This window comes from Pantoea sp. alder81 (genome assembly GCF_020179835.1).
Lineage (GTDB): Bacteria > Pseudomonadota > Gammaproteobacteria > Enterobacterales > Enterobacteriaceae > Pantoea.
Genome location: NZ_JAIUDA010000001.1, coordinates 1 through 24,440, shown reverse-complemented (window position 1 = coordinate 24,440; position 24,440 = coordinate 1). Strand labels below are relative to the sequence as shown.

Genomic DNA, 24,440 nt, shown 5'->3' with positions numbered 1-24,440 from the left:
ACTATCGGGCGACGCGCCAGCCGCGCGTCAACTGTTTCTCGATTTCCACCAGCACGAAAATCACGGCGCTGACCGCGAGCGAGATAAACCAGTATTTGATCGGCAGGGGCTCGGTGCCAAACAGCGTATTCATCAGCGGCAGATAAATAATCATCGCCTGCAGCGCCACCAGCACCAGCGTCACCAGCCAGATGCCGCGATTTTTCAGCAAGCCTTTATCCAGTGAGAAGCCCTCGCTGTTGCGGCAGTTGAGCATATACGCCCACTGGGCAGTGACCAGCATCTGCAGCAGCACCGTACGGATAAACTCCGGCGAGTAACCGCGCGGCTGCAGCCAGGCTTCCAGCACAAAGGCGCTGATGGAAATCAGCAGCCCAACAAAAATCACTCGCCAGATGGCGTAACCATCCATCACATGGCTGCGCACGTTACGCGGTGGCCGGCGCATGATATTGCGCTCGGCGGCTTCGAATGCCAGCCCAAATGACAGGGTCGCCGAGGTCGCCATGTTCATCCAGAGGATCTGCACCGGCGTCAGCGGCAGCAGGTTGCCCATCAAAATCGCGATGATGATCAACAGCCCCTGCGCGAGGTTGGTCGGCATCACGAACAGGATAGTTTTCTTCAGGTTATCGTAAACGCGACGCCCCTCTTTCACCGCAGCCGCGATAGTAGCGAAGTTGTCATCCGCCAGAATCATATCCGCCGACTCTTTGGTCACCTCGGTGCCTTTAATGCCCATGGCGATGCCGACATTGGCCTGTTTTAACGCAGGCGCATCATTCACGCCATCGCCGGTCATCCCGACGATTTCCCCGCTCTCTGCCAGCGCTTTCACCAGACGCAGCTTATGTTCCGGGCTGGTGCGTGCGAAAATGTCGTATTCACGCGCCGCTTTGCCCAGTTCTGCATCGTCCATGTGCTCCAGCTGATAACCGGTGATGGCGCTGTCGCTGTTGCCGATCCCCAGCATCTGCCCGATGGCCATCGCCGTTTCCGGGTGATCGCCGGTGATCATCTTGACGCGGATTCCAGCCTGCTGACAGTCACGTATGGCGGTAATCGCTTCCGGACGTGGCGGATCCATCATGCACGCCAGACCCAGCATCATCATGCCCTCGCGCAGATCGGCGTGATCGATCTGCTGTCGGCCTTCCGGTAGCCAGCGACAGGCGGCGGCCACGGTGCGCAACCCTTCGCTGGCATAAGTGGTGATCGCGGCATTCCAGTAATCACTATCCAGCGCTTCAGCGCCGTTCTCGCCCTGCTGCTGCTGGCACAGCGCGAGCAGCACATCCGGTGCGCCGGTCAGCAGCAGGCAAGCCTTGCCATCAATCAGGCAGCTCACGGCCATGTATTTGTAGGCCGAATCAAACGGCAGCTTACTCAGCACCTGCACAGATTCCGAGTTGATACCCGCTTTCGCCGCCAGCACCTTGAGCGCGCCCTCGGTGGGCCCACCCACTATCCCCCAGTGACCCTGAGTATCCTGACGCAGTTGGCTCTCGTTGCAGATATCCACCGTCTGTAAAAAGCCGTTAAGCAGCGCCTCATCGCGCTGGCCGCTTTCCAGATGAAACTCTCCTTTCGGCTCATAGCTGTTGCCACTGATGCGCCAGTGACTGTTCGCCAGTACCAGTGCTTTCACCGTCATTTCATTCATGGTGAGCGTGCCGGTTTTATCGGAGCATATTACCGACATGGCGCCGAGAGTTTCGACCGTTGGCAGTTTGCGAATGATGGCGTGATTGCGCGCCATCGACTGCACGCCGAGTGAGAGAATGATTGAGATGATGGCCGGTAAACCTTCTGGCACCGCCGCGACCGCCAGGCTGATCACTGCCAGCAGCAACTCCGCCAATGGAATATCGCGCAGCAGATAACCGAAGACAAACAGCGCGGCCATCATCAACAGAATGATGTAAAAAATTGCCTTACCGAGTTTATCGATCTGCACCAGTAGCGGCGTTTTTGCCTCTTCGATGGAAGAGATCATCGCGTTGATGTGCCCTAACTCGGTATCCCCGCCGGTGGCGATCACCACGCCAGCGGCAGTGCCGGAACTCACCGTGGTGCCGGAATAAGCCAGATTGAGTCGATCGCCCAGCGACTTTTCGCCCTCCAGCGCGTCGCTCAACTTGGACACCACCGTGGATTCTCCGGTGAGAATGGCCTCTTCCACCCGCAAATTGTGCACGTCGAACAAGCGCAGATCGGCAGGGATTTTGTCGCCAGGACGCAGTAACACCACGTCACCAACCACCAGCTCTTCGGTCGGCACGGTAATCTGCCGCCCATCGCGCAATACCATCGCTTCGTTCGACAGCATGTTTTGAATGCTTTTCAATGACTTCTCGGCGTTACTTTCCTGGATAAATCCAATCAGTGCGTTGATGACAGCAACGCCGAGAATGACAAAGGTATCTACCCAATGGCCCATCACCGCGGTAATCACCGCTGCCGCCAGCAGGATATAGATCAGCACATCTTTGAAGTGCGCCAGAAAGCGCATCAGCAGTGATTTTTCGGCTTTCTGTGGCAGCACGTTGCGCCCGTTAGCCGCCAGACGCGCCTGCGCCTCTTCGGTCTGCAAGCCACTGGGCGAACTGTTTAAGCGGCTAAAGGCGCTGGCACTGTCGAGCTGATATAAGGGTCGAACAGATGAATCTGATCGCCCGGGACGGAAAGGAACAACGGTCATAATTAACCCCGTACGGTTGAGAATGAAATGAAAAAAGGAGAAGCAAAAATAAAAGCCTACTTTAATAATATTCACTGCCACCGTGATGACCGGGGTCATGTTTTTGTTAATTACTCCCTCAATTGAATTAAGTTAATTCACGCTCCTGACGGAGTTAATACCGACAGATGCAATTGATTCAACAGGGCTATTACCCCTTCAATAATCGATAATAGAATCAATTAATATATCTAATTAAAACAATCAACTAACCAGAGCGCCACCAACATCGCCGCAAGATGATGTCATCTGGAAATTATCAATAGGGTGACATTTCATGACGTAAATCTCAGAACCACACAAATAACTTTACTTTTAGGTGAAAGTTAAACCTTATCTAAACAAGATTGGGCTGTCACTCATCACTTCCTTAACCTCATCCGTTATCATCGCAACTCTGATGAGCCACCGGCCCTGCGCAACTAAACATTAATCGATGGCGAAAATTTTATTGATACCCTTGAATAGTCGATTAAGGTTGAGTTTCCATCACTACCCTAAGATAAAATCATTTATCACTTTTTAAAAACTCAGAAAACACCATCGTAAATATATAAATAATGCGTCAGGGCATGATATTTATCGCATCAGGAAACCCCTACAAAATAATCATTTGCGCCATTTAAACTTTACTCTTAAAATCCGTTAACCAATAAAACCAATTCTTATTAATATTCCATTCACCGCAATAAACAGGACAGCCATATGAAGGAAGTTCTTATCGTTGATGACCATCCGGTGGTTCGGATGGCGTTAAGACTGCTGCTTGAAACGGACAACATGAATGTGGTGGGCGAAACGGATGACGGATTTGAAGCATTAGCGCTGACCAAAAAACTGTCGCCGGATTTGATCATCGTGGACATCGACATGCCCTCTTATAACGGCATCGATCTGGTGCAAAGGCTGCGCCACAACGGCTTTAACGGCGGCATTCTGGTGCTGACCGGCAAGGACGTTGACCACTATATCAAGCGCAGCGCCACTGCGGGTGCCGATGGTTTTATTAGCAAGCGCAATAACATGACCGAACTGCACGATGCCATTCGCGCGATTAATGCCGGATATGGCTTCTTTCCTTTAAATCGCAGACGTCAGGGATTACCGGATGATATTCAGGAAGACAAAAATAAAATTGCCGGCCTCTCCAGTAAAGAATTGCAGGTGCTGGTGTATTTATCCAAAGGAATGAAAGTGGTGGAAATGGCACAGAGAATGAAAATCAGTGATAAAACGGTAAGCACTTACAAACGTCGATTAATGGAAAAGCTCGACATTCAAAATATGGTCGGCCTTTACGAGTTCGCCAAACGTAATAATATCGCCTGACGCATTGATGTTGAAATTACTCCTCCTGATTGGCCTGGTACTCTGTCTGATGAGTCAGCCAGTCAGGGCTGAAGATCCCCGCATCATGCAGTTGGTCAGCCGTGAACAAAATGTCCTGCTGACCTTTGATCTGCCCGACAACGACTGGCGCTGGCTGGGCGAAAAGCGCGAAGTCAGCGTCGCCATCTACGCGCCTGAAAATCCGCCATTCGATATGGTCATCGATGCCAACACGCTGGAAGGGATCTCCGCCGACTACACCGCTTTAGTCCTGCACTACCTTGGTTTGCATATCAACACGCACTATTACAGCAGTCGCAGTGCGGCGCTCGACGCCCTGCAGCAAGGCAAGGTGGATATACTGGTAGACAGCGCAGGCAGCCCGGAACCCACTGGCGCGGAACTGCTGTTAAGTACCCCCGTTTGCCTCTGATTATCCTGCGATGGTGTCACGCGATAACATCATGTCTGAAATGAGTGATGATAATTCGCCGATGCAGATCGCCATGCCGCGTGGCTACCTGAGCGACGCCTGGATCGAGGCGCGCTATCCGGAAGCGAAAATCACCCGCTATCCTTCTGCGCTCAGTGCGTTGGCGTCATTAGCCTTTGGCGAAAACGACTACTTTATTGGCAATCTCAACACCGCCAACTACCTGATTGAACGCAACTACGCCTCAACGCTTTCCGTGATACGCATTTTTGAGCCCACCGATGCCGGACCGCGCTTTGTCTTTCCCATTCGCAATGCGCCGCTGTATCGGGGCGTCAATGCGGTACTGAACGCCATTCCCTTGCAGCAGCACAAAGCCATCTTCCATCAGTGGGTGCAAAGTATACCGCCGATGATGGCGGCACCCTCTCTGCAACTCACCGATCGTGAGCGGCGCTGGCTGGCTCAGCATCAGACAATGCGTGTAGTGATGAACCCGCTTGATGCGCCTTTCACACTCAAAGACCGACACAACAAATTTAACGGCATGACCGCGGACTTACTGCGCTTGATCCACCTGCGCACCGGCATCGATTTCACCATGGTGGAAGCCTCCTCCGTCAATGCAATGTTTGACCGGTTAAGCCGCCATGAAGTTGAACTGGTGGGATCGATTGCCCACAGCCCGCAGCGAGAAGCGCGCGCCCTTTTCTCTCGCCCTTATGTGCTGCCGCCCTATGTGCTGGTGAGCAAAAACACGCTGGGTGCGCCCAAATCACTCAACGATACCGATACGCTGGCGATCACACCCCAGCACGAACTCACCAGTTGGCTGACGGAAAATTTCCCCCACATCAAGTTGGTCACCGTCGAGAACGCCAGCATCGCGCTGCAGATGGTTAATGAAGGCCGGGTAGATAGCGCGGTGAATAACCTGATTGCCGCACGCTATATGATCGATCGCTACTTCAGTAATCGCCTGCAGATTGTTTCACGCCTCGGGGAAAATCCGGCGCGGATTTCCTTTGCTGTAGGGCGCGATAATCCGGAACTGCTGAGCATCCTAAACAAGGTGCTGGCGACCATTCCGCCGCGCGATATCTCGCTGCTGGCAATGAAATGGCAGGGCACGCCCGATGTTAAACTCGATACCTGGATGGCGTATCGTCACGAATTCTACTGGCTGGCGGGGATCTTCGCGGTGCTGGTGCTCACCTCGCTGTTCTGGAACTACCATCTGCATCGCGCGGTGCGTCAGCGTAAAGAGGCTCAGGCGCGGCTGCAGGAACACGCCACCTTCCAAAAAACCCTGTTTAATGGCACGCCGGTGCCGATCTACGTCATTGACCACAAAGGCGAGATGACCAACAAAAACCCGGCCTGGAGCCAGTTCTTCAACGATCCACATTCCAATATCAGCCAATTGCCGCTCAGTGACAGCGCGCACCCGTTGCACGCCATCTGCCAGGCGCAAATGGCCTTGCTGGCCGAGCAAACGTCTTTGGAGATGGCACCGCAGCGCGGCCAGATCGATAACGGCCACGAACTGCGTGATGTCATTCACCGCGCGGTGGCGTTTCGTGATAATCACGGCAACCTCGCCGGCATGATTTGCAGCTGGCAGGACGTGACGGAACATGAACAGCTGACCCGCGATCTGCTGCAGGCCAGCGAGCGCGCCGAACAGGCCAATCGCACCAAAAGTACCTTCCTCGCCACCATGAGCCACGAAATTCGCACGCCGATCAGCGCGATTATCGGCTTGCTGGAGCTGGCGGTCGCCAATCGTCTGCAACAGCCGTGCGATAAAGAGTCGGTGCGCGTCGCCTATGAATCCGCGCAATCGCTGATGGGGCTGATTGGCGATATCCTCGACATGGCGAAAATCGAATCGGGCAAGCTGGAGCTGTCGCCGGAATGGGTGCGCTTCGATACGCTGGCCGAACCGGTGGTGCGCGTGTTCGAAGGGCTGGCGCGCCAGAAAGGATTGCTGCTGCACTATCAGATTGACGTGCTGCATCCAGACGAACTGCTGCTGGATCCGATGCGTCTGCGGCAGATCCTTTCCAACCTGATCAGCAACGCCATCAAATTCACCGAGCGCGGCACGGTCGAAGTACAGGTGCGCAGCAAACCCGGCGAAGGCGATCGCGCCACGCTGGAACTTACGGTGCAGGATACCGGCATCGGCATCAGCGAAGAGGATCAGCAGCTGATATTCAATCCTTACGAACAGTCCGCATCGGGTAAAAAACAGAGCGGCACCGGACTCGGATTAGCGATTTGCGAACAAATGGTGGCGATGATGGCGGGCAGCCTGACGCTGCACAGCCAACCGGGACGCGGCACCCGCATCTGCGTGCGCATCCCGGTGGATTGCCGTGAAGCGGTCAGCGCGCCGGTGGAACCGATACGCCAGCAAGATGCCTGCGGCCTGCCGTTAACCATCCTGACGGTGGATGATCATCCTGCCAACCGCCTGCTGCTGAAACGCCAGCTCACCCGACTGGGACACAAAGTGATCGAAGCCGAGGATGGCGAACAGGCGCTGTGGCTGTGGCAGGAAAACCAGATTGATTTGGTGATCACCGATTGCAGCATGCCGGTGATGGATGGCTTTACCCTGACGCGCGAACTGCGTAAGAAACAGCGTGAACCGCTCACCATCATGGGGCTGACCGCCAACGCACAGCCTGAAGAGCGATCGCGCTGCCTGGAAGCGGGCATGGATGACTGCCTGTTCAAACCGTTACGCCTGCCGCAGCTGGAAGCGCTGTTGCAAAGGGTTCCGCGCCCGACTGTTGTGCCCTATCCCGGCCATGTCGCACTCAATCATCTGCTCGATCTCAACGCCCTGCGCGAACTGGCCCATCAGGACAACGAGATGCTGCAGCGCCTGCTCAGCGCCACCCGCGATGAAAACCTGCAGGATATGCAGGTGGCCTGCGCCTGTTTCGACAATCGCGACTGGCCCGCGCTGGAACGCAGCCTGCACCGTCTGGCAGGTTCGGTGCAGATCATCGGCGCAGTCTCGATTGCCGATCAGTGCCGCGAATTAGAGCAAGCCTGTAGCGCCCCAGCCGATGAACGCCATCTCGGCCAGATGCTCGATGAAACGCTGGGCTGCGTGCATGTGTTGAATCAGGCTATCGAAACCTTTCTCAAAGACGAATTCAGCGCATGATATGCCGAGCACATCAATCCAGATTGTGCCGCTGGGCAAAATCGAGCACATCCACCAGGTTCTTCAACTCCAGCTTCATCATCAGCCGGCTTTTATAGGTGCTGACGGTCTTATCGCTGATATTCATGCCTCGGGCGATATCCACCACTTTCTCGCCGCGCGCCAGCTGACGCAGCACATCCAGCTCTTTCGGCGACAGCTCATCAATTTTGCGCTGGTCACTGCTTTCCTCATCAAGGTGCGAGCCCTGACGCGCACGATTCATCGGGAAAAAGCCGTACCCCTTGCTGATGGCGCGAATCGCATCTCTCAGCTCGGCCAAATCTTTGCACTTGCTCATAAATCCGTTGGCACCCGCCGTGGCGCAACGGCGGATATAGTGTTCGCTGTCTTTGCCCGAGAGCACCAGAATGCCCATCTCGTGCCCACTCTGGCGCACGCGCCTGATGACATCGATACCGTTGAGCACCGGGATATCGATATCAATAATCACTAAATCCGGCTGCAGTTTTTTCACAAACTGGATGGCCTGAATGCCATCGCTCACTTCGCCCACTACTACCCGATTATCTTCTTCAATCAGTATCTTGAGCGCTAATCGCGTGATTGGATGATCGTCAACAATCAGTACCTTTTCCATTCTTCACCCCGTCCCGCGCATTGACCGATAAATTAGAGCGGCTGGGTGAATTGACGTGCGTCATTAACCGTCAGGCATTAGCGCCAAATTGACTCGCCTTTGCCTCGCCAGCCCCCCTCTTCGGAAACGATCCCTTAACGGTTATATCGGTGGATGTGGCGGCTACTAAAATAAATGTGATGGGGGGATGAGAGAATGGATTTGTGCCCGGCCTGCGTTGCGGGAATCACTGGCCAGGCTTGCGAAGTGTTACTGATACTGGCGAATAAAACTGGCAGCGCTATCCAGTGCGTGACGCGCGGCATCCAACCGGATATCCCGTTGAAACACGTGGTGCGTGCCTTGATAGATATCCAACTGCACTTCACCGCCCTGCTCAGCGAAGTGAGCCGCTAAGCGCGTGGCGTCATCCAGCAACAGTTCTTCGGTGCCAACCTGAATCACCAGCGGCGGTAAGTGGCTATATTGCGCAAACAGCGGCGAGGCGCGTTGATCCTCCGCCGATGCGCCCTGCAAATAAGCCGCACCGGCATCCTGCAGGATCGATGGCTGGAAAATCGGATCGCGTATGCTGGGATCGTTAAAAGAAGCGCCACTGAAGGTCAGATCGGTCCAGGGCGAAAACAGCACGGCAGATCGGATTTTCTGCACCAGCTGCGGATGCTGCAGCGCCACCAATGACAGCGCAGCACCCGCTGAATCGCCCACCAGCGCGATATGTTCAATGCCGCTGTCGACTAGCCCTTTCAGTATCTCAATCACCCTGTCCGGCGCGGTCGGGAATGGATGTTCCGGTGCCAGCGGATAGTCCAGCACAAAGGTTGAATAGCCAGTGCGCACCGCCAGCTGGCTGGCGAATCCGCGGTAGGCCTGCGCGCTGCCGAGCATATATGCCCCACCATGGATGAACACGATAACCTGCTCGGTGCGTGTCTCCTGCGGATGCAGCCACCAACCCGAATCCGCGACGTGCTCACAATGCACACCTGCTTCCAGTGGTGTCTCCGCACTCATCTCGTCATAATACTCGCGCATCGTGCCGCTAAAGTGCTCGCGATGCGCTTGCTGTTCGGTCAGTGATTGCTGCACCTGCAAACGGTCGTGATCGGTTAAGGGATACTGTGTCTTGTTCATAAGTTGCTCCGGTAAAAGGGTGTGGAGCAATCTTATGCCATTCCAATTTTCGCAACTAGCTGGCTTAATGGAATACCTTCTATTCCCATCAGGACTACGTAATGGATCGACTTGATGCTATCCGGCTGTTTCTGCGCGTGGTCGAATGCGGCAGTTTCTCCGCCGCCGCTAAAGAAGCCGGTGTTGGCCAATCTGCGGTCAGCAAACAGATCGCCGCACTGGAGAAGCAGTTCAATCACCCGTTACTGAAACGCTCCTCACGCGGCATCGCCCTAACCGACGCAGGCCGAACCTTTTATGACGGCGCACTGCGCCTGCGCGATGAATTCGACCAGCTAGAATTAAACGTCAAATATGGCGCAGATGAACCGGCAGGCACGCTGCGCATCTCAGTGGCACCAGTGTTTGGCCGCTTCTACATCGTGCCGCGCCTGCCTGCGCTGCTGGCGCGCTATCCGGCGCTGAATGTGGAACTGCGCGTCTCCGAGCGGCATGTGGATTTGATAGAAGAGAATATCGATGTCGCCATCCGACACGGCGAACTGCAGGATTCGGCGCTGACGCAACGCAAGCTGGCCGACAGCCCGCTGATCACGGTGGCGAGCCCGGATTATCTGGCGAATTATGGCGTGCCCGCCGCACCTGCTGAACTGAGTGAGCATCAGTGCATCTCGTTTAATGCCGGTCGCGGCATGCATCCGTGGAGGTTTGTGGATGGGTACGGTAAGGCGATTACGCTGATGCCTCAAGGCCGGTTTCAGAGTAATGATGGTGAGCAACAGCGTGCCGCCGCTCTGGCGGGGTTGGGGATTACGCAGTTTCCGGCCTGGCTGGCGGGACCGGATTTGGCTTCAGGGACATTGGTGCCGGTGTTGAGGGAGTTTGCAGTGGGATCGATGCCGGTGAGTGCGGTGTTCGCAACGAAGCAGACGGCGAATAGCAAGGTAAGGGTTTTTGTTGAGTATATGCTGGGGACGTTGGATGAGGATTTGCCGTTGGTGGCTGGGGATGAATCTGGGAGGTTAGTGTGAAGCCTACTTTGGAAGAGGTGATTGAATTTCTGCGTGAGTTTTCGGGGGATCACAAGTCTGTGATTACTGAGCATACCCTGCTGGATGCTGATCTGGGTATTACCGGAGATGATGGAGTTGAGTTGCTGGAGGACGCGGAGAAGAAGTTTGGAGTTTCGTTTGTGACCGAGGAGAGATCGTTTAAGGAGACTTTTGGGCTCGGAGATAATGAGTATCTGTTTAATTCTGAGGGGCTGGATTTGTTGGGGATTGGGCGATTGGTGAGTTGGTTGAGGAAGGAGCCGCGTTCAGTGGTGAGGGATTTGAGTGTGGGGGATTTGTGGCGGGTTTTGGGAATGGTGAAACTGTAGGGTGCGAAGGCCGGACTCGCACATAATGATTAATCCTTTGATTTAAAAGAAATAAAAAATAACATTTAGATAATTTACCAACATCGATACCAACACATTAAATCATTGATTTTGGGACTCGAATCGGGGCAAAGGTTACCTGGAAAATGCTCACAGTAGAGCATATCTCTGGCGCTATGCTTTTAACACATCTAATGCCGTTTTGCGGAAGCAGATATAGGCATCTTCCCATGAAACGTGGCTTTCACCGAACACCATTGGTGTGACGAACTGCAGATAGCGTTCTTTATAAACAGGATTGCTCTCAAGTTCTTCCAACCCCATTTTTAGTTCTTCAACAGGCGACTCGCAGAATTCAGGATACTGGGCACCGTAACGTTCAATATCCTGCTCAATGCATTCCTGCACGAATTGCTTTAAAACAGGAACATCAGCACCTTTTTCTCTAACAATACAAAAATTGTCGTAAATATGACGAACCAGTGATTCATCCACTACACGTTCCACATCACGCATACTTGCAGCCGTTCTGCGCATCATCGAAATCAGTTTTTCAGCCTGCGTGCTGCCGATCGTTGCGCAAGGGAAAGCCCTCACTGCTTCGCCCTTTTTTGTTAGATCCATTACCAAGGAGCTAATAGCACGGTTTTCCGCAGCCTCAAGCAAATCCGTTTCCATCAGTTCCAGTTTGATAAATGGTCTTAAGCAAGGAGCTTGTGAATATTTCTGCGGGTAACGCATTGGAATTTCATTATAACGGTATTCATCACGAGTAACCTTTGGATACTCTTCATCCATGCGAAACGTACCTGAGGCGGCAATCGTTTCGATAATGGTCTGAATAATACCCTTACGGATACTTTTACGCTGACCTCTGGAATATTGCTGGGAAAAACCGGCGACAGGAACAAGCTTAATGTCCACGTCCTCCGACATCCTGTTCAAAGATATACCCGCTTTTGATAATGCTGTTCCACCGGCAAAAACCAGCAGATGTGTATCAAAGGACAGAGGCTGGAGCAATCGCAATAACTCAACGATGTAATGATCTTTCTCTACAATTGCAACTGATTCAATGCCCAGGGCATCGGCAACGTCCGGGAATAGCTTTCTTAAATCATCCATTTAGCTTGCTGCTCCCTACTGACAATGTTCTCTTAAAACGTGGTGAGGTTTTGATTTCAAGTGACGCGGGGATCTGGGTAGATTTACCACTGTTGTAGGCACTTGTTGCTCCTGCCAGACGGTAATCCACTTTCAGACGTTCCAACGCCTCAATCATTACCGCAGCAGAACCTCCGGGAGCAGCAGGCATCAGCTTACCGGTAATCGCATTTTGCCGCGCTTTGGTGTAGATGCCATAGCCTACTTTCAGCAACTGCCCTTCCTTCACCAGTTCACGCAGTGCTCTGCCAATTTGATCGTAACCAGCAAGATCTTTGAAATCGTCACGAGTGAAAACATAACGCTTTGAGCGTTTCAGCCGTGACTGAATACGAGCTTTTATGGTCATGCCAACCTCCTTTGGTCGTTTCTTCATCATAGCAAATATACGACACTTTTAACAGCAAACATACGACACCAAACTTACCGCGCAGCCAGCATTCCCGGAAAGTGTTTAGCAATGATGTCATTCATTCGCTCAATCAACTCCAGACGCTTGAAGGCCAAGTGCGCTGTGCCTTTTTGATAGTAACGAATGCTGAAGAACTCATCTTCGTAAACGTCCTTAGCCGGATTATCCCGGATATGCTCCATCAACCGAGTGGAGATATCACCCCGGTTGTCAGGGATGGGTCTGCCATCCAGCAGAAACAGCATTCGCTCCAAGTCTGCCAACTGATCCCGCCGCCAACCCCAGTTAAGGCTAAAGCCCCAGCGGTTATGCGTCACCGAATTGTTAATGATGATCTTCTTACCGAAGCTGCAGGGAGCAGGACATTATTGTAGAAATGCTCATCTGCAGAAAAAGCTCGATCATCGCCTTTTATCACCCAGAGGATGAGATCCAGTGAGGGAAGCAAAGTACGGTAAAGACCTTCGTACTCTTTATCCCGTAAAGCATTCTCACCGACACCAGGAATATCAATGATCTTCAGCGATCGTTTGCCGAAGCGTATGCGCAGTTCTCGGGCCTCACGCGTACAGGCTTCAACGTCACTGACCGCACACACTTCGCCCTAGAATAGCGCATTACACACGCTTGATTTACCTGCGCCGGTCTTTCCCATAACACCAATAACAGGTTCATAGTCGTTAGCTTCACTGATTTTGTTAACCAGGCTTTCCCGCAGCGACTGAGGGAAAACATCGAGAATATCCCTGATGTCAGGTATGAGCGGCGGGCTGTCGGCTTTTATCCCATTGTTCTCATTAAACATATTTCCCCATATTCCTGAAATCCCCCCTTCTCTTCTGGTGATGCCATTGGCATCAGTAATCATCCGGCTTTCGCCCTTCACCGGGTCATCCATAAAGGTCTCCTTGCTTATGTTGAAATGAACGTTGCCAGTTACTCTCTGAAGGTCTGAATAACGTCACTGATGAAACGAAAGTGTGGAAGAGCCGAAATAAACTCCTCACTGGCGGTGAGTGCATCAAGTTCAGGCTTTCTGCAAAAAGAGGTGTCAAGAACAGTTACAGCCTTAACGTCTTCCATCTGAAACACCTGTAGCTTTCTCGCCCGAGTAGCTACAAGAAACCAATTTCTTGACTGAAAGATCAGGCGGCGAGGAGTCACTCCTTCGTAGCTCTTACCATTGACTAATAGCGTAACGGCCCGGTAGTCACGGATAGCTTCGGCCAGCTCCAGAAAGCAGGTGGTCTGGGTGATTGGTGATGGCAGCCCTCCATGCCCGATAAGGCATGGAGAGCCACCAGAGCTGCTGGTAATCAACCGGATGAGTCTGCGGTTCTGAGCCGGAATGATCCCCGAAATGCCAGAGTTGAGGATAAACGCAAAGGTATTGGGTAAGTGCTCTCGACCGGCTCGCCGGATAAGTCGATAACAGCCACTGGAATGTTCAAGATCCAGATGGATTAGACGCTGCTGAAAATCCCGCTGTAGTGTGCGCTCTGAGACACCAAACTCATTTGCCAGCGCTTTGAGCTCCAGGGATTGGCCAGCCAGTAACCGGCTGATAATGACCGATAACCTGACAGACAGGCGGTCATAATGATCATGTTGTATTTTCATGGTGAGAACAGTCCTGAACTCCCAAAATAACCAGATATTAATATGGGTGATTATGACGTACTGGTTCGACACGTTATGTCGTACTAAAGGGTGGTGAAATGAAAAAATGGTGGGGGTAAATGAAACCATCTAACGCAATGAAACATAAGGTAATTAGTTGATTACAAAGCGAGGTCATCATCAGTAAAACGACACAACCTGTCGCATTCCGCATTGTCAGAAAGAGAATATCTGCTGCTCACGAAAATGATTTAGTTCTGAAAATAGTTATAAACCAATATACATCCGTACAGTGAATACGTTGCTGCAGGTGAACTATAGTGAGATTTCTTTTTCTAGTAGGACTTGTAACAAATTACTACTCTGTCTGGGGTTGCAAATCCTAACGAAAGCAGTGCTCTTTTAAAGTACTTCGTAGCCCAAACATCTCATTCTCCTGCCAGGAGCAATGTAAAAAATCCATCATCGTTGTATAGTTTTGAACAATTGTTACTGCGCAAGGATGTGAAAATGTCGACGTTTGATAGTACTAAGCTTCCGCTTAAAGACCTTCTTAAAGATATCGTTGAAGGGAAAATCCAGTTACCAGATTTTCAAAGAGGTTGGGTATGGGACGATGAGCATGTTCGTAGCTTACTCGTCAGCCTTGGCCGCTCATTCCCTGTAGGGGCAGTTATGCTTCTGGAAACTGGAGGTGAAGTACGTTTTCAAGTCCGGCCGATTGAAAATGTTCCCTTGCCTAGGTTGTCGTCACCAGAAAAACTAATCTTAGATGGACAGCAGCGGTTAACAACATTAACTCAAGTGCTAAGACTTCAGGGTCCAGTAAAAACAACGACTGATAAGGGAAAACCTATCGATCGCTATTACTATATTCATATACCCACAGCTCTTGCGGGACCAGACAGGCTGGATGACGCAATTATTGCAACTGATGGTAATCGTCAAATACGCAGTGATTTTGGTCGAAAGGTTGATCTCGATCTTTCCACCCGAGAACTCGAATGCCAGCAGCTTTATTTCCCATGTTCGGAAATCCTCGAAGCTATGGCTTGGTTACAAGATCTCTACACCCACAATGCTTTGGCTGTACCACATTTCTTTGAATTCAAAACGCAGGTGCTGGATGCTTATAACGATTATCAAATTCCCTTGATTATTCTGAAAAAAGATACCACCAAAGAAGCTGTATGCCTCGTATTCGAAAAGGTAAATACTGGTGGCGTACCACTGTCTGTATTTGAGCTTGTTACCGCAAGCTATGCAGCTGATGGCTACAATCTTCGTGATGACTGGTATGGCAGTGAAATTAGAAATATTACCTCGCGCAAAGAAAGAATTTCCGAAGAAGTGATTCTGAATGGCATTGAAAGCACGGATTTTCTACAGGCCATCACCATGCTGCATACTCTGGAGAAACGGAAAGCTGATATAGCAGCAGGAAAAACAGGTAAACAAGTATCACCAGTTAGTGCAAAACGAGCCTCTGTCCTTGAGCTACCTTTAAACGCTTACAAAAACTGGGCTGAGGTGGTAGAGAATGGTTTCAATTACGCAGCCAAGTTTCTTCGCCAAGAACGTTTTAGTTCTCAGCGAGAATTACCTTATCGAACTCAAGTTGCACCTCTAGCAGCAGTCATGACCATTATTTGCAACAAAGATGAAGAACGTTGGAGAGAACCACAAATTCATCAGAAGCTAGCCAGGTGGTTTTGGTGTGGTGTATTGGGTGAACTATACGGTGGTGCAGTAGAAACGCGTATTGCTAATGATGTTGAAGAACTACTTGCGTGGATTGAAAGTAACGGTGATCTTCCTCGCACTATTAACGATGCGAATTTCCAGATTGATCGTCTTGACTCACTAGCATCCCGGTTGAGTGCGGCCTATAAAGGCATAAACGTTCTCGTCTTACGCGATGGTGCTCAGGATCTTTTCTGGAAAGCGAGAATTCGTAGTCTTGAGACCGACGAAGTTCCAGTTGATATTCATCATATTTTCCCGAAAGATTGGTGCGAGAAGAACGGAATACCAAGACGTCAATACGACTCGATCATTAATAAAACACCAATTTCATATAAGGCAAACAGAATGATTGGCGGTTCTGCCCCATCAGTTTACCTAGCGTCGTTACAATCGCACCCCCAAGTGCAGCTAGATGATGTCGCGATGAATGATCTCTTGAGAAGCCACCACATCCCAGTAGCCCCCCTACGTGCCGATGATTTTGAAGCATTCTACGAGCAGAGACAAAAAGAGTTACTTGGACTGATAGAAAAAGCCATGGGAAAGGCTTTGAGTCAAAGCTAATTCGCACCGGGCACCTTCCAATATGACATGTATGCAACGACTCACCGTAGTAAGCAACATTGCGTTTGAGTGCCCCATTCAGGTAGACATTTTCTGTCTTTACGGTGGACAGCCCCCACAACTATAGGGCAGGATCTTCTACCACGGTGGGGGCAGTCCAGAGATCTTAAGCTGTGAATTGAGTGTTAAAAAACAAAATATCGATCACAATTAAAGAATAAGCATATGTTTATATTGATTATTTTAAGGTTGTCTTAAGTGTATTTTTCGGACCATCAAAAAGCTTGGGTAGCTCATTCTCTGACACTTGCTGGAAAAGCAGAAGAGTTAATGACTCAGACCATCGCTAATTCAAAAGTTGACATGAACCCACATCAGGTCGAGGCGGCATTGTTTGCTTTGTCTTCGCTGCTGTCTAGTGGAGTCATCTTGGCAGATGAAGTTGGGTTGGGAAAAACAATCGAAGCTAGCTTGGTCCTTGCTCAGAAATGGGCAGAGCGCAAGCGAAAACTACTATTAATTGTACCTGCTACTTTGAGAAAGCAGTGGGGCCAAGAGCTTGAAGACAAATTCTCGCTACCGTCTGCGATCCTTGAAGCCACCACTTTTAGTTCAGCAATCAGGAGTGGAATTGCTAATCCGTTTGATGTGGAAATAAGCACTGGTAAACCTGCCATTTGTATTTGTTCTTACGAATTTGCTGCTCGAAAGGAAGACGAGTTAACCCAAGTTCATTGGGATCTGGTTGTGTTAGATGAGGCACATAGGCTTCGTAATATCTACAAAACAGATGGCGCAAAAACGGCGAAAAAGTTAGAACTCGCATTAAAAGGTCGAAAAAAAGTGATGCTCTCTGCCACTCCATTACAAAACAGCATATTAGAGCTTTATGGGCTAGTTTCGATTCTAGACCCACACTTTTTTGGTGATCTAAACTCCTTTAAAGCAAGATATGGTCGGCAAAATTTGGATGAAATTGAGTTGGCACTTTTGCGTTCAAGGCTGAGCAAAGTTTGTAATCGTACATTGCGTCGACAAGTTCAAGAAGAGGGGGGTGTCAGTTTTACTCGTCGTTATTCCATGACTGAAGACTTTCGTCCTTCGAAAGAAGAAGAACAGCTTTATGCAGAGGTATCTGAGTACTTGCAGCGAGGAGATCTTCTCTCTATCAAATCCGGTGCGAGACATTTAGTCACACTGGTGATTCGCAAAATACTTGCTTCATCTTCATACGCGATGTTGGGTACGCTTGAAACCATGATTAATCGGTTAGAGCAAAAGTTACCTCTCATCGAAGCTTTACAAGATCTTGACAGCTTAAATGATTATCAAGATGAAGATGCAGTAGATGATGAAGATATTGATCCAGTTGCGTTAAGTGCTGAAATTGAATTGCTACGTTCGTTTAAAGAACTTGCAGCTAAAATCAGTGGTAATGCTAAAGCAGAGGCTTTACTTCGTGTATTGACAAGAGCGTTTGATAAGACGACTGAGTTAGGCGGAAGCAGAAAAGCGGTTATTTTCACTGAATCTGTTAGGACTCAAAGTTGGTTGGCGGAGTTTCTTGTAATCAATGGATATAATAGTCAGATCGTCTTATTAAACGGAAGTAATAACGACGCTACCTCGAAAGCTATTTACAAAGAGTGGTTAGAAAAACATCAAGGTTCAACAAGAATATCTGGCTCCAAAACCGCCGATATGAAGGCTGCTTTGGTCGATAAATTCAAAGAAGAAGCCATCTTGATGATTTGTACCGAAGCGGGGGCAGAAGGTATTAACTTACAATTTTGTTCGCTACTCGTGAACTACGACTTACCATGGAATCCACAACGTGTAGAACAACGGATAGGACGTATTCACCGCTATGGTCAAAAGCATGATGTTGTTGTAGTTAATTTCATTAACAAGGGTAATCGCGCGGATGAGCGAGTCTTTGAGTTACTTAGTCAAAAGTTTCTTTTGTTTGAAGGGGTTTTTGGAGCATCAGATGAAATTCTAGGATCAATTGAGTCAGGGGTAGATATCGAGAGAAGAATACATGATATCTACCAGAACTGCAGAAGCGATGACCAAATTGAGCACGAATTTAATCAGTTACAAGAGCAGTTAAAAGAACAGCTTGAAGTAAAGGTCAATGATACACGGCGTTCTCTATTGGAGAATTTTGACGCGGATGTTGTTGAACGTTTAAATACACGTCGCAATATAGTAACGACCCAATTATCTCAGTATCAGAAGAGATTACTGTTACTGGCCAATATGGCATTTGCGTCAGATTGTTCATTTGTCGTGACTGAACATGGTTTTAACGTAGGAGGAACATTCTACTCACTGGATTGGCATCATGCAGTACAGCATGACCACAACTTGTTTCGTGTATCTGAAGGCTTGGGGCTGGAACTATTAGAACGCTACAAAGTCGATAGACTTGTGAGTACCCATTTGCCTTTTGTTTACCAGCTAGAAGATATCCACTGGGCTGATGTAAGGAACTTAATTTCTCAAAATGGCATCTTGCGCATGACGAAAGTCAGCATTGGATCGAGTGAAGAAAAACGTGAGCGGCTAATTCTTGCGGCGATAACCGATACTGGTGAGATTATCCATCCTGAAACTGTCGAACGGATGCTACAACTGCCAATTGCTGCGCATGAAAAAGTTCAAACTACAGAGTTTTGGGCCAACTTAGATAATCATACAAACCAACAGGTTCAAGTATTTATCAGTGAAGTGGAGCATGATAATGAGCAGTATTATGCAGACGAAGTTGAGAAGTTAGAGCGCTGGGCTGAAGATAAGAGAATTGCTTTAGATATCCGTATTAAACAGTTAGACCAAGAAATAAAACATGCGAGAAAAGCATCTCGACAGCTCGGTACATTGCAAGAGAAAATGGCGGCTAAACGTTCGCTTAAATCACTTGAGCGGGAAAGAGATCAAGTGATGCTCAACTACCATGAAGAGAAAAAAATCATTGAACAAGAAGAAGACAAGTTACTAGAAAAAATAGAAGAAAAACTGGTGATAGAAACCCAAGTTAAGACAGTTTTTGAGGCAACGTGGGGCGTGGCGAAAAAATGAAATATGACGAAGTCAATGTAGCCAGTTGGAATATATTGAAGGTCGATATCTTAGGTGCTCCTGAGATAATAAGCCAGGCTCAGATTATCGCAGAGAAAAAAGCCAAATATGTTAGAGAGGGTGATCCAGCCGGACGGATAAGAGATGAAAATGAAAGGATTAGTCAAAATTTCCTTGGTGCTCTTGCGGACATTTCGTGTACTAGATTGCTAAGAACTTATTTCAGAAAGCATAATTTTCCGATTAAGGTTGAAAGCTAAGATGAGGTTAGAGATGATAATTTTGAGCATGCAGATAAATTCGACATTAGCTTAGCTTCAGATTTTAACCAAGCAATAGTTGAAGTTCGCTCATCTATTTGCATCAAGAAGTCTTTACAAGGATTAATAAATGATTGGCATATTTTAGGTGCCTATCAGTCTAAAGAAAAAGGCAATTTTGAAACGGAGAAGGAATTTTATATTCGCCCAATGTTTCATTTGAAAAGGTATAAGGATAATTATAAAGAAAGTTTTTACCGACGCTCTGAAGGAATGCAACTTATAAAAAATGGAGAGGTAGACCTGTATATCTTGGGCGGTGCAACGGCTGAAATAATGTCTAGCCACAAAGCTTGGGATGAAAAAGGTGAGACGTTGAAACAGGGTGAAAGTAATTTCAGAGTTATCTATATCAAAGATGGCCTTCAAACAAAAGATTTCCTAGAACTGATCGCTCTTGAAATGATCGGGAATAAAAATTTCAGTAGTAGCTATTAAGCTGCGAGTTATTAAGGTATATGTGATGATTAATTGTAAAGGTAATAGACTAGAGCTTAACTGGATTGGTAAAGAGAAGTTACCTAGACTTGAACCTCGTATTTTTTTGGAAAATCAACAATACTCGCATGCCAATATTCCAGCAGATATTGATAAAGGCGATGAGCATATTTTTGATAACTTACTGATTAAGTCTGATAACTTGTTAGCTCTCAAAGCACTAGAGCAAGACTATACCGGTAAAGTTAAATGTATATTAATTGATCCTCCTTATAATACAGGTAGTGCCTTTTCACATTACGATGACGGATTAGAGCACTCAATGTGGCTTACATTGATACGTGATAGATTAGTTCTACTTCATCAACTGCTATCTGAAGATGGTTCACTATGGATCACTATTGATGACAATGAGTCGCACTATTTAAAAATAATATGTGATGAGATCTTTGGACGATCAAACTTTGTTACTGATATTACTTGGCAGAGAAAATACAGTGTAAGTAACAATTTTAAAGGTATAGCTTCAATCTGTGACAGAATTCTTGTTTATAGAAAATCGGATAAATTTGTTAACAACTTGCTACCTCGTACTGCAGACTCAATTGCTAGATATAAAAATCCAGATAATGATCCTAGAGGACCTTGGAAGTCAGTAGATTATCTTAACCAAGCCACACCTGAAAAACGTCCCAACTTGTGTTACGACATCACAAACCCTAATACCGGTGAAATAATCAAAAACACAAAGAAAGCTTGGAAATATGATCGAGAAACTCACCGAAGACATGTTGAAGAAAGTCGTATTTGGTGGGGAGTAAATGGAACCAATTCTACACCAGCGGTGAAGCTTTTTTTATCAGAGGTTCGTGATGGTATGACGCCACATAACTGGTGGCCTCATGACGAAGTGGGACATACCGATGAAGCAAAAAAAGAAATAATTCAGCTATTTGGGCGTCAAGATATATTTGATACGCCAAAGCCAGAGCGTTTAATACAGCGTATATTAACTATCGCCACTAACCCCGGTGATCTCGTATTGGACTCATTTGCCGGTTCCGGTACTACCGGTGCGGTAGCTCAAAAAATAGGCCGTCGTTGGATCATGGTGGAATTAGGTGATCATTGTGAAACTCACATCGTTCCTCGCCTTAAAAAAGTAATTGATGGTACGGACCAAGGTGGTATCTCCAAGTCAGTCAACTGGCAAGGTGGTGGTAGTTTCCGTTACTTACGCTTAGCTCCGTCCCTTCTCCAGAAAGATGAATGGGGTAACTGGGTTATCAACAAAGAGTACAACGCAGAGATGCTTTCTGCTGCTATGTGTAAACACATGGGCTTTATGTATGCACCAAGTGAAACCCAATTCTGGAATCATGGTTTCAGCACAGAGACCGACTTTATTTATGTCACGACTGGTGCTCTTGCGTATGACTAACTTAAGCGTATTAGTGAAGAGGTCGGTGAGGAGCGCACACTACTAATTTGCTGTAAAGCTTTTATGAGTGAAGGCGTTGAATTCCCGAACTTAACGATTAAGAAAATCCCTCAATCAATTTTAAATAAATGTGAATGGGATAATGACGATTACAGTTTTACTTTGAATGTATTAGCTGAAGGTGATGCTGAACTTTACGACGATGAAGAGGAAGTGTAATCAATGAGCAATGATGTAAAAATAGCTAATCAAATTAGTGCTCGGCTTTCTCTTCGCAATCCACAAGAAAAATCACTACAAATTTTGTGTGATGTTCTTGAACAAATGGGATTAAGCAAAGATGCTGATCTGAACCGTTGGATTGAAATTTTGAAGCCTCATTATCCATCAGTGAAAAAGTTTGAACGCGCTTTTCCTTCACTGTGCTTTGCGCTGGCTACGGGCGTGGGTAAAACGCGCCTAATGGGAGCTATGATTACTTGGTTGTATCTTACCGGGCGCAGTAGGCATTTTTTCGTTCTCGCGCCAAACTTAACGATTTATGAGAAACTTAAAAAAGATTTCTTGATGGGAAGCCCGAAGTATGTGTTCCAAGGGATTCCTGAACTCGTTCAAACACCACCAATTATCATCACTGGTGATGATTATGAAGATGGTCGCGGTGTACGTTTGGATTATGCCGTTGCTGAAACGATGACCGGTGATTTATTTGTAGGGGAAGATGCCCCGCATATCAACATATTTAATATTTCGAAAATAAATGCTAAAGACAATAAGATTGGTGCGAACAAATCTAATGACCCTAAAATGCGTCGTTTGCAAGAATATATTGGTGATTCATACTTTAACTACTTAGCTGATTTGCCTGATCTTGTCGTTATCATGGATGAGGCTCACCGCTACTATGCCTCTGCAGGAGCAAAAGCACTAGATGACCTTAAGCCAGTATTGGGTATTGAGCTAACAGCTACTCCAAAACATGTTGGATCAAAGCAGCAGGAGTTCACAAATATTATTTACCATTATCCATTAGCAAGTGCTCTGAATGATGGTTATGTTAAAACTCCAGCTGTTGCGACACGTAAAGAGTTTAAGCCTAGTGATTATTCACATGAACGCTTGGAAGAAATTAAGCTGGAAGATGGTATTCATCACCATGAGTATGTGAAGACAGAGTTAGCCAGTTATGCAAATAACACAGGCGAGAAGCTTATTAAGCCGTTTATGCTGGTTGTTGCACAAGACACATCACATGCAGAATCATTAAAGAAAAAAATTGAGGCAGATTCATTTTTTGAAGGTGCTTACACAGGCAAAGTCATAACTATTCACTCTAACCAAACTGGAGAAGAGTCAGAGGAAACAACTCAGCGTCTGCTATCTGTAGAGCATGACAAAGATACTGAAATTGTTATTCATGTTAACAAACTAAAAGAGGGATGGGATGTTACCAACCTCTATACCATAGTGCCCCTCCGTGCCTCTGCGTCTGAGATTTTGACTGAGCAAACCATTGGCCGAGGGCTTCGTTTACCTTATGGAAAGCGAACAAAAGTTGAGGCTGTTGATCGATTGACAATCATTGCACACGATCGCTTCCAAGAGATCATTGATCAGGCAAATGACAAAGAGTCCATCATCAAAAAGACACTTTATATTGGCCCTGGCGAGGAAAATGACATTCCGGAGAAAAAGCCAAAGCAGATTTTTGTACCTTCAATGGTGGACTACGCTTTAGGCAATAAACCTGTATATATAGACAACAGCTCAGTAGGAGATCGGCAAGCCACTTATGATGTTAGTGGTTCGAGCCAAGTTGAGAACTGTAGTTCAAGTAATAATGTACAAACTAAAGAATATACGCCAGCACAAAAGAAAATCGCTGAGCTTACTGTTGCCATTGTTCAGCAAGAAGCCAAAAATCTCGAAAGTAGTAAACAACTAACAAGTGAGCAGGTTAAGCAACATATTGCGCAACGTGTTCACCAAGTCGCTAAGGAATTGTTTGTTCTAAATATTGATAACGATAACAAAGTGGCAGAGGGGTATACTAACTCAGTCGGGCAAGCAACAGAGCAAGCTGAAATGTTTGATTCAGTCTCCGTTGATGAGATTGTTTCTACGGTTACAGAGACGATTGCTGAATTTACCATAGATATCCCGAAAATCGTGGTCCTTCCTACACGCGATGTTAACTATGGTTTTAATGATTTTGACCTTATAGGTCTGGAGCATATCTCTCTAAAACCACAGTCAAATGAAATCCTTATTAGCAATTTAGAAACAAGCCAGATCAGCACGATTAGCTGGGAGAATGTTGTTGTTTCAGAGGAACGCTTAGAAAATTATCTGGTATTCTATCTCATGGATCACGACGAGATTGATTACGATGAGCATGCAGGAATGCTGTATAAGCTATCTGGTCAAATGGTTGCGCACTTAAAAAGCTATTTAAGTGATGTTGATACGGAAGGAGTTCTTAAGTCGGGAGGTCGTATTTTGGCTGAATTTATTTGGTCGCAAATTAAACAGCACATGTGGACTACGCCAACAGACTACGTGGGTAGCATTACTCAGGGATTTGATGTACTGAAGCCGACAACCTTCAATTTTGCCAATGATGAAGAGCCAAGAGATTTCCGAGCACCAATCCCAGCAGGTCAGAAGAACAAAGTCAGGCAAATGATCCTACCCGCGAATAGTGGACACGAGACTAAGTGAGTAAACTCTCAACCAGAGGTGACTCACATGACAAAAACAGTATCAACCAGCAAAAAGCCCCGTAAACAGCATTCCCCTGAATTTCGCAG

General features: G+C 47.8%; 18 protein-coding genes and 2 pseudogenes. 12 read left to right on the top strand and 8 right to left on the bottom strand.

Going from position 1 to position 24,440, the window contains the following annotated elements; genetic code table 11:
* Position 1: 1 nt before the first annotated feature.
* Positions 2-2,701 (bottom strand): cation-transporting P-type ATPase, encoded by a 2,700-nt coding sequence (locus tag LBW88_RS00100; protein WP_224930189.1) that lies wholly within the window; start codon positions 2,699-2,701, stop codon positions 2-4.
* Positions 2,702-3,445: 744 nt separating this feature from the next.
* Between LBW88_RS00100 and LBW88_RS00095 the strand changes: the two genes are divergently transcribed.
* The 3 genes from LBW88_RS00095 to LBW88_RS00085 are packed head-to-tail and all read left to right on the top strand — an operon-like array spanning position 3,446 to position 7,686.
* A complete protein-coding gene (locus tag LBW88_RS00095; protein ID WP_034828290.1) occupies positions 3,446-4,069 on the top strand; it encodes a response regulator in 624 nt (207 codons plus the stop codon).
* A 7-nt stretch (positions 4,070-4,076) separates the two neighbouring features.
* Positions 4,077-4,502 (top strand): transporter substrate-binding domain-containing protein, encoded by a 426-nt coding sequence (locus tag LBW88_RS00090; protein WP_224930192.1) that lies wholly within the window; start codon positions 4,077-4,079, stop codon positions 4,500-4,502.
* A gap of 31 nt (positions 4,503-4,533) precedes the next feature.
* Entirely contained in the window at positions 4,534-7,686 is a 3,153-nt protein-coding gene (locus LBW88_RS00085) for an ATP-binding protein (protein ID WP_224930195.1), read from the top strand.
* Between the two features lie 13 nt (positions 7,687-7,699).
* On the opposite strand, the gene LBW88_RS00080 is transcribed toward LBW88_RS00085, so the two are convergent.
* Both LBW88_RS00080 and LBW88_RS00075 read right to left on the bottom strand, forming a co-directional pair.
* Positions 7,700-8,326, bottom strand: coding sequence for a response regulator (locus LBW88_RS00080; protein WP_224930198.1), 627 nt, complete (start codon positions 8,324-8,326; stop codon positions 7,700-7,702).
* 249 nt (positions 8,327-8,575) lie between these two features.
* On the bottom strand, positions 8,576-9,460 hold the full coding sequence (locus LBW88_RS00075) for an alpha/beta hydrolase (protein WP_224930200.1): 885 nt from the start codon (positions 9,458-9,460) through the stop codon (positions 8,576-8,578).
* A gap of 101 nt (positions 9,461-9,561) precedes the next feature.
* Here LBW88_RS00075 and LBW88_RS00070 point away from each other — a divergent pair, with 101 nt between their 5' ends.
* Complete coding sequence (locus tag LBW88_RS00070) at positions 9,562-10,491, top strand: LysR family transcriptional regulator (RefSeq protein ID WP_224930203.1); 930 nt, start codon at positions 9,562-9,564, stop codon at positions 10,489-10,491.
* Positions 10,488-10,841, top strand: a complete 354-nt coding sequence (locus tag LBW88_RS00065; protein ID WP_224930206.1) for an acyl carrier protein — start codon at positions 10,488-10,490, stop codon at positions 10,839-10,841. The genes LBW88_RS00070 and LBW88_RS00065 overlap by 4 nt, the downstream gene beginning before the upstream one ends.
* Positions 10,842-11,015: 174 nt before the next feature.
* Here the strand turns inward: LBW88_RS00065 and LBW88_RS00060 are convergent, their stop codons facing one another.
* The 5 genes and pseudogenes from LBW88_RS00060 to LBW88_RS00040 form a co-directional block, all read right to left on the bottom strand.
* A complete protein-coding gene (locus tag LBW88_RS00060; protein WP_224930209.1) occupies positions 11,016-11,966 on the bottom strand; it encodes a nucleotidyl transferase AbiEii/AbiGii toxin family protein in 951 nt (316 codons plus the stop codon).
* Positions 11,959-12,354, bottom strand: a complete 396-nt coding sequence (locus tag LBW88_RS00055) for a DUF6088 family protein (RefSeq protein ID WP_224930212.1) — start codon at positions 12,352-12,354, stop codon at positions 11,959-11,961. Before LBW88_RS00055 ends, LBW88_RS00060 begins: the two co-directional genes overlap by 8 nt.
* A gap of 74 nt (positions 12,355-12,428) precedes the next feature.
* Positions 12,429-12,776, bottom strand: a pseudogene (locus LBW88_RS00050) (DUF4942 domain-containing protein); the annotation flags it as partial.
* Positions 12,752-13,315 (bottom strand): annotated as a pseudogene (locus LBW88_RS00045) (YfjP family GTPase); the annotation flags it as partial. The pseudogenes LBW88_RS00050 and LBW88_RS00045, both read right to left, overlap by 25 nt.
* 38 nt (positions 13,316-13,353) lie before the next feature.
* Positions 13,354-14,037 carry a WYL domain-containing protein gene (locus LBW88_RS00040; RefSeq protein ID WP_224930215.1) on the bottom strand — a complete coding sequence of 228 codons (684 nt, stop codon included), beginning with the start codon at positions 14,035-14,037 and terminating at the stop codon, positions 13,354-13,356.
* A 510-nt stretch (positions 14,038-14,547) separates the two neighbouring features.
* On the opposite strand from LBW88_RS00040, the gene LBW88_RS00035 reads away from it, so the two are divergent.
* The 7 genes from LBW88_RS00035 to LBW88_RS00005 all read left to right on the top strand — a co-directional run bounded on the left by LBW88_RS00035 (position 14,548) and on the right by LBW88_RS00005 (position 24,351).
* On the top strand, positions 14,548-16,347 hold the full coding sequence (locus tag LBW88_RS00035; RefSeq protein WP_224930217.1) for a DUF262 domain-containing protein: 1,800 nt from the start codon (positions 14,548-14,550) through the stop codon (positions 16,345-16,347).
* A gap of 330 nt (positions 16,348-16,677) precedes the next feature.
* Positions 16,678-19,431 (top strand): SNF2-related protein, encoded by a 2,754-nt coding sequence (locus LBW88_RS00030; RefSeq protein WP_224930220.1) that lies wholly within the window; start codon positions 16,678-16,680, stop codon positions 19,429-19,431.
* On the top strand, positions 19,428-19,691 hold the full coding sequence (locus tag LBW88_RS00025) for a hypothetical protein (protein ID WP_224930224.1): 264 nt from the start codon (positions 19,428-19,430) through the stop codon (positions 19,689-19,691). Before LBW88_RS00030 ends, LBW88_RS00025 begins: the two co-directional genes overlap by 4 nt.
* 210 nt (positions 19,692-19,901) lie before the next feature.
* A complete protein-coding gene (locus tag LBW88_RS00020; RefSeq protein ID WP_224930227.1) occupies positions 19,902-20,189 on the top strand; it encodes a hypothetical protein in 288 nt (95 codons plus the stop codon).
* A gap of 25 nt (positions 20,190-20,214) precedes the next feature.
* Positions 20,215-21,630, top strand: coding sequence for a site-specific DNA-methyltransferase (locus tag LBW88_RS00015; protein WP_224930230.1), 1,416 nt, complete (start codon positions 20,215-20,217; stop codon positions 21,628-21,630).
* Between the two features lie 63 nt (positions 21,631-21,693).
* Entirely contained in the window at positions 21,694-21,849 is a 156-nt protein-coding gene (locus tag LBW88_RS00010; RefSeq protein WP_224930233.1) for a hypothetical protein, read from the top strand.
* A 3-nt stretch (positions 21,850-21,852) separates the two neighbouring features.
* Positions 21,853-24,351 (top strand): DEAD/DEAH box helicase, encoded by a 2,499-nt coding sequence (locus LBW88_RS00005; RefSeq protein ID WP_224930236.1) that lies wholly within the window; start codon positions 21,853-21,855, stop codon positions 24,349-24,351.
* The last annotated feature ends 89 nt before the right edge of the window (positions 24,352-24,440 follow it).

Bases quoted from the DNA above. Each gene is read 5' to 3' on its own strand.
- LBW88_RS00095 (WP_034828290.1), top strand. From the start codon at position 3,446: ATGAAGGAAGTTCTTATCGTTGATGACCATCCGGTGGTTCGGATGGCG.
- LBW88_RS00030 (WP_224930220.1), top strand. From the start codon at position 16,678: ATGACTCAGACCATCGCTAATTCAAAAGTTGACATGAACCCACATCAG.
- LBW88_RS00055 (WP_224930212.1), bottom strand. From the start codon at position 12,354: ATGACCATAAAAGCTCGTATTCAGTCACGGCTGAAACGCTCAAAGCGT.
- LBW88_RS00020 (WP_224930227.1), top strand. From the start codon at position 19,902: ATGTTTCATTTGAAAAGGTATAAGGATAATTATAAAGAAAGTTTTTAC.
- LBW88_RS00100 (WP_224930189.1), bottom strand. From the start codon at position 2,701: ATGACCGTTGTTCCTTTCCGTCCCGGGCGATCAGATTCATCTGTTCGA.
- LBW88_RS00085 (WP_224930195.1), top strand. From the start codon at position 4,534: ATGTCTGAAATGAGTGATGATAATTCGCCGATGCAGATCGCCATGCCG.
- LBW88_RS00015 (WP_224930230.1), top strand. From the start codon at position 20,215: ATGATTAATTGTAAAGGTAATAGACTAGAGCTTAACTGGATTGGTAAA.
- LBW88_RS00080 (WP_224930198.1), bottom strand. From the start codon at position 8,326: ATGGAAAAGGTACTGATTGTTGACGATCATCCAATCACGCGATTAGCG.
- LBW88_RS00010 (WP_224930233.1), top strand. From the start codon at position 21,694: ATGAGTGAAGGCGTTGAATTCCCGAACTTAACGATTAAGAAAATCCCT.
- LBW88_RS00005 (WP_224930236.1), top strand. From the start codon at position 21,853: ATGAGCAATGATGTAAAAATAGCTAATCAAATTAGTGCTCGGCTTTCT.
- LBW88_RS00070 (WP_224930203.1), top strand. From the start codon at position 9,562: ATGGATCGACTTGATGCTATCCGGCTGTTTCTGCGCGTGGTCGAATGC.
- LBW88_RS00025 (WP_224930224.1), top strand. From the start codon at position 19,428: ATGAAATATGACGAAGTCAATGTAGCCAGTTGGAATATATTGAAGGTC.
- LBW88_RS00035 (WP_224930217.1), top strand. From the start codon at position 14,548: ATGTCGACGTTTGATAGTACTAAGCTTCCGCTTAAAGACCTTCTTAAA.
- LBW88_RS00040 (WP_224930215.1), bottom strand. From the start codon at position 14,037: ATGAAAATACAACATGATCATTATGACCGCCTGTCTGTCAGGTTATCG.
- LBW88_RS00060 (WP_224930209.1), bottom strand. From the start codon at position 11,966: ATGGATGATTTAAGAAAGCTATTCCCGGACGTTGCCGATGCCCTGGGC.
- LBW88_RS00090 (WP_224930192.1), top strand. From the start codon at position 4,077: ATGTTGAAATTACTCCTCCTGATTGGCCTGGTACTCTGTCTGATGAGT.
- LBW88_RS00075 (WP_224930200.1), bottom strand. From the start codon at position 9,460: ATGAACAAGACACAGTATCCCTTAACCGATCACGACCGTTTGCAGGTG.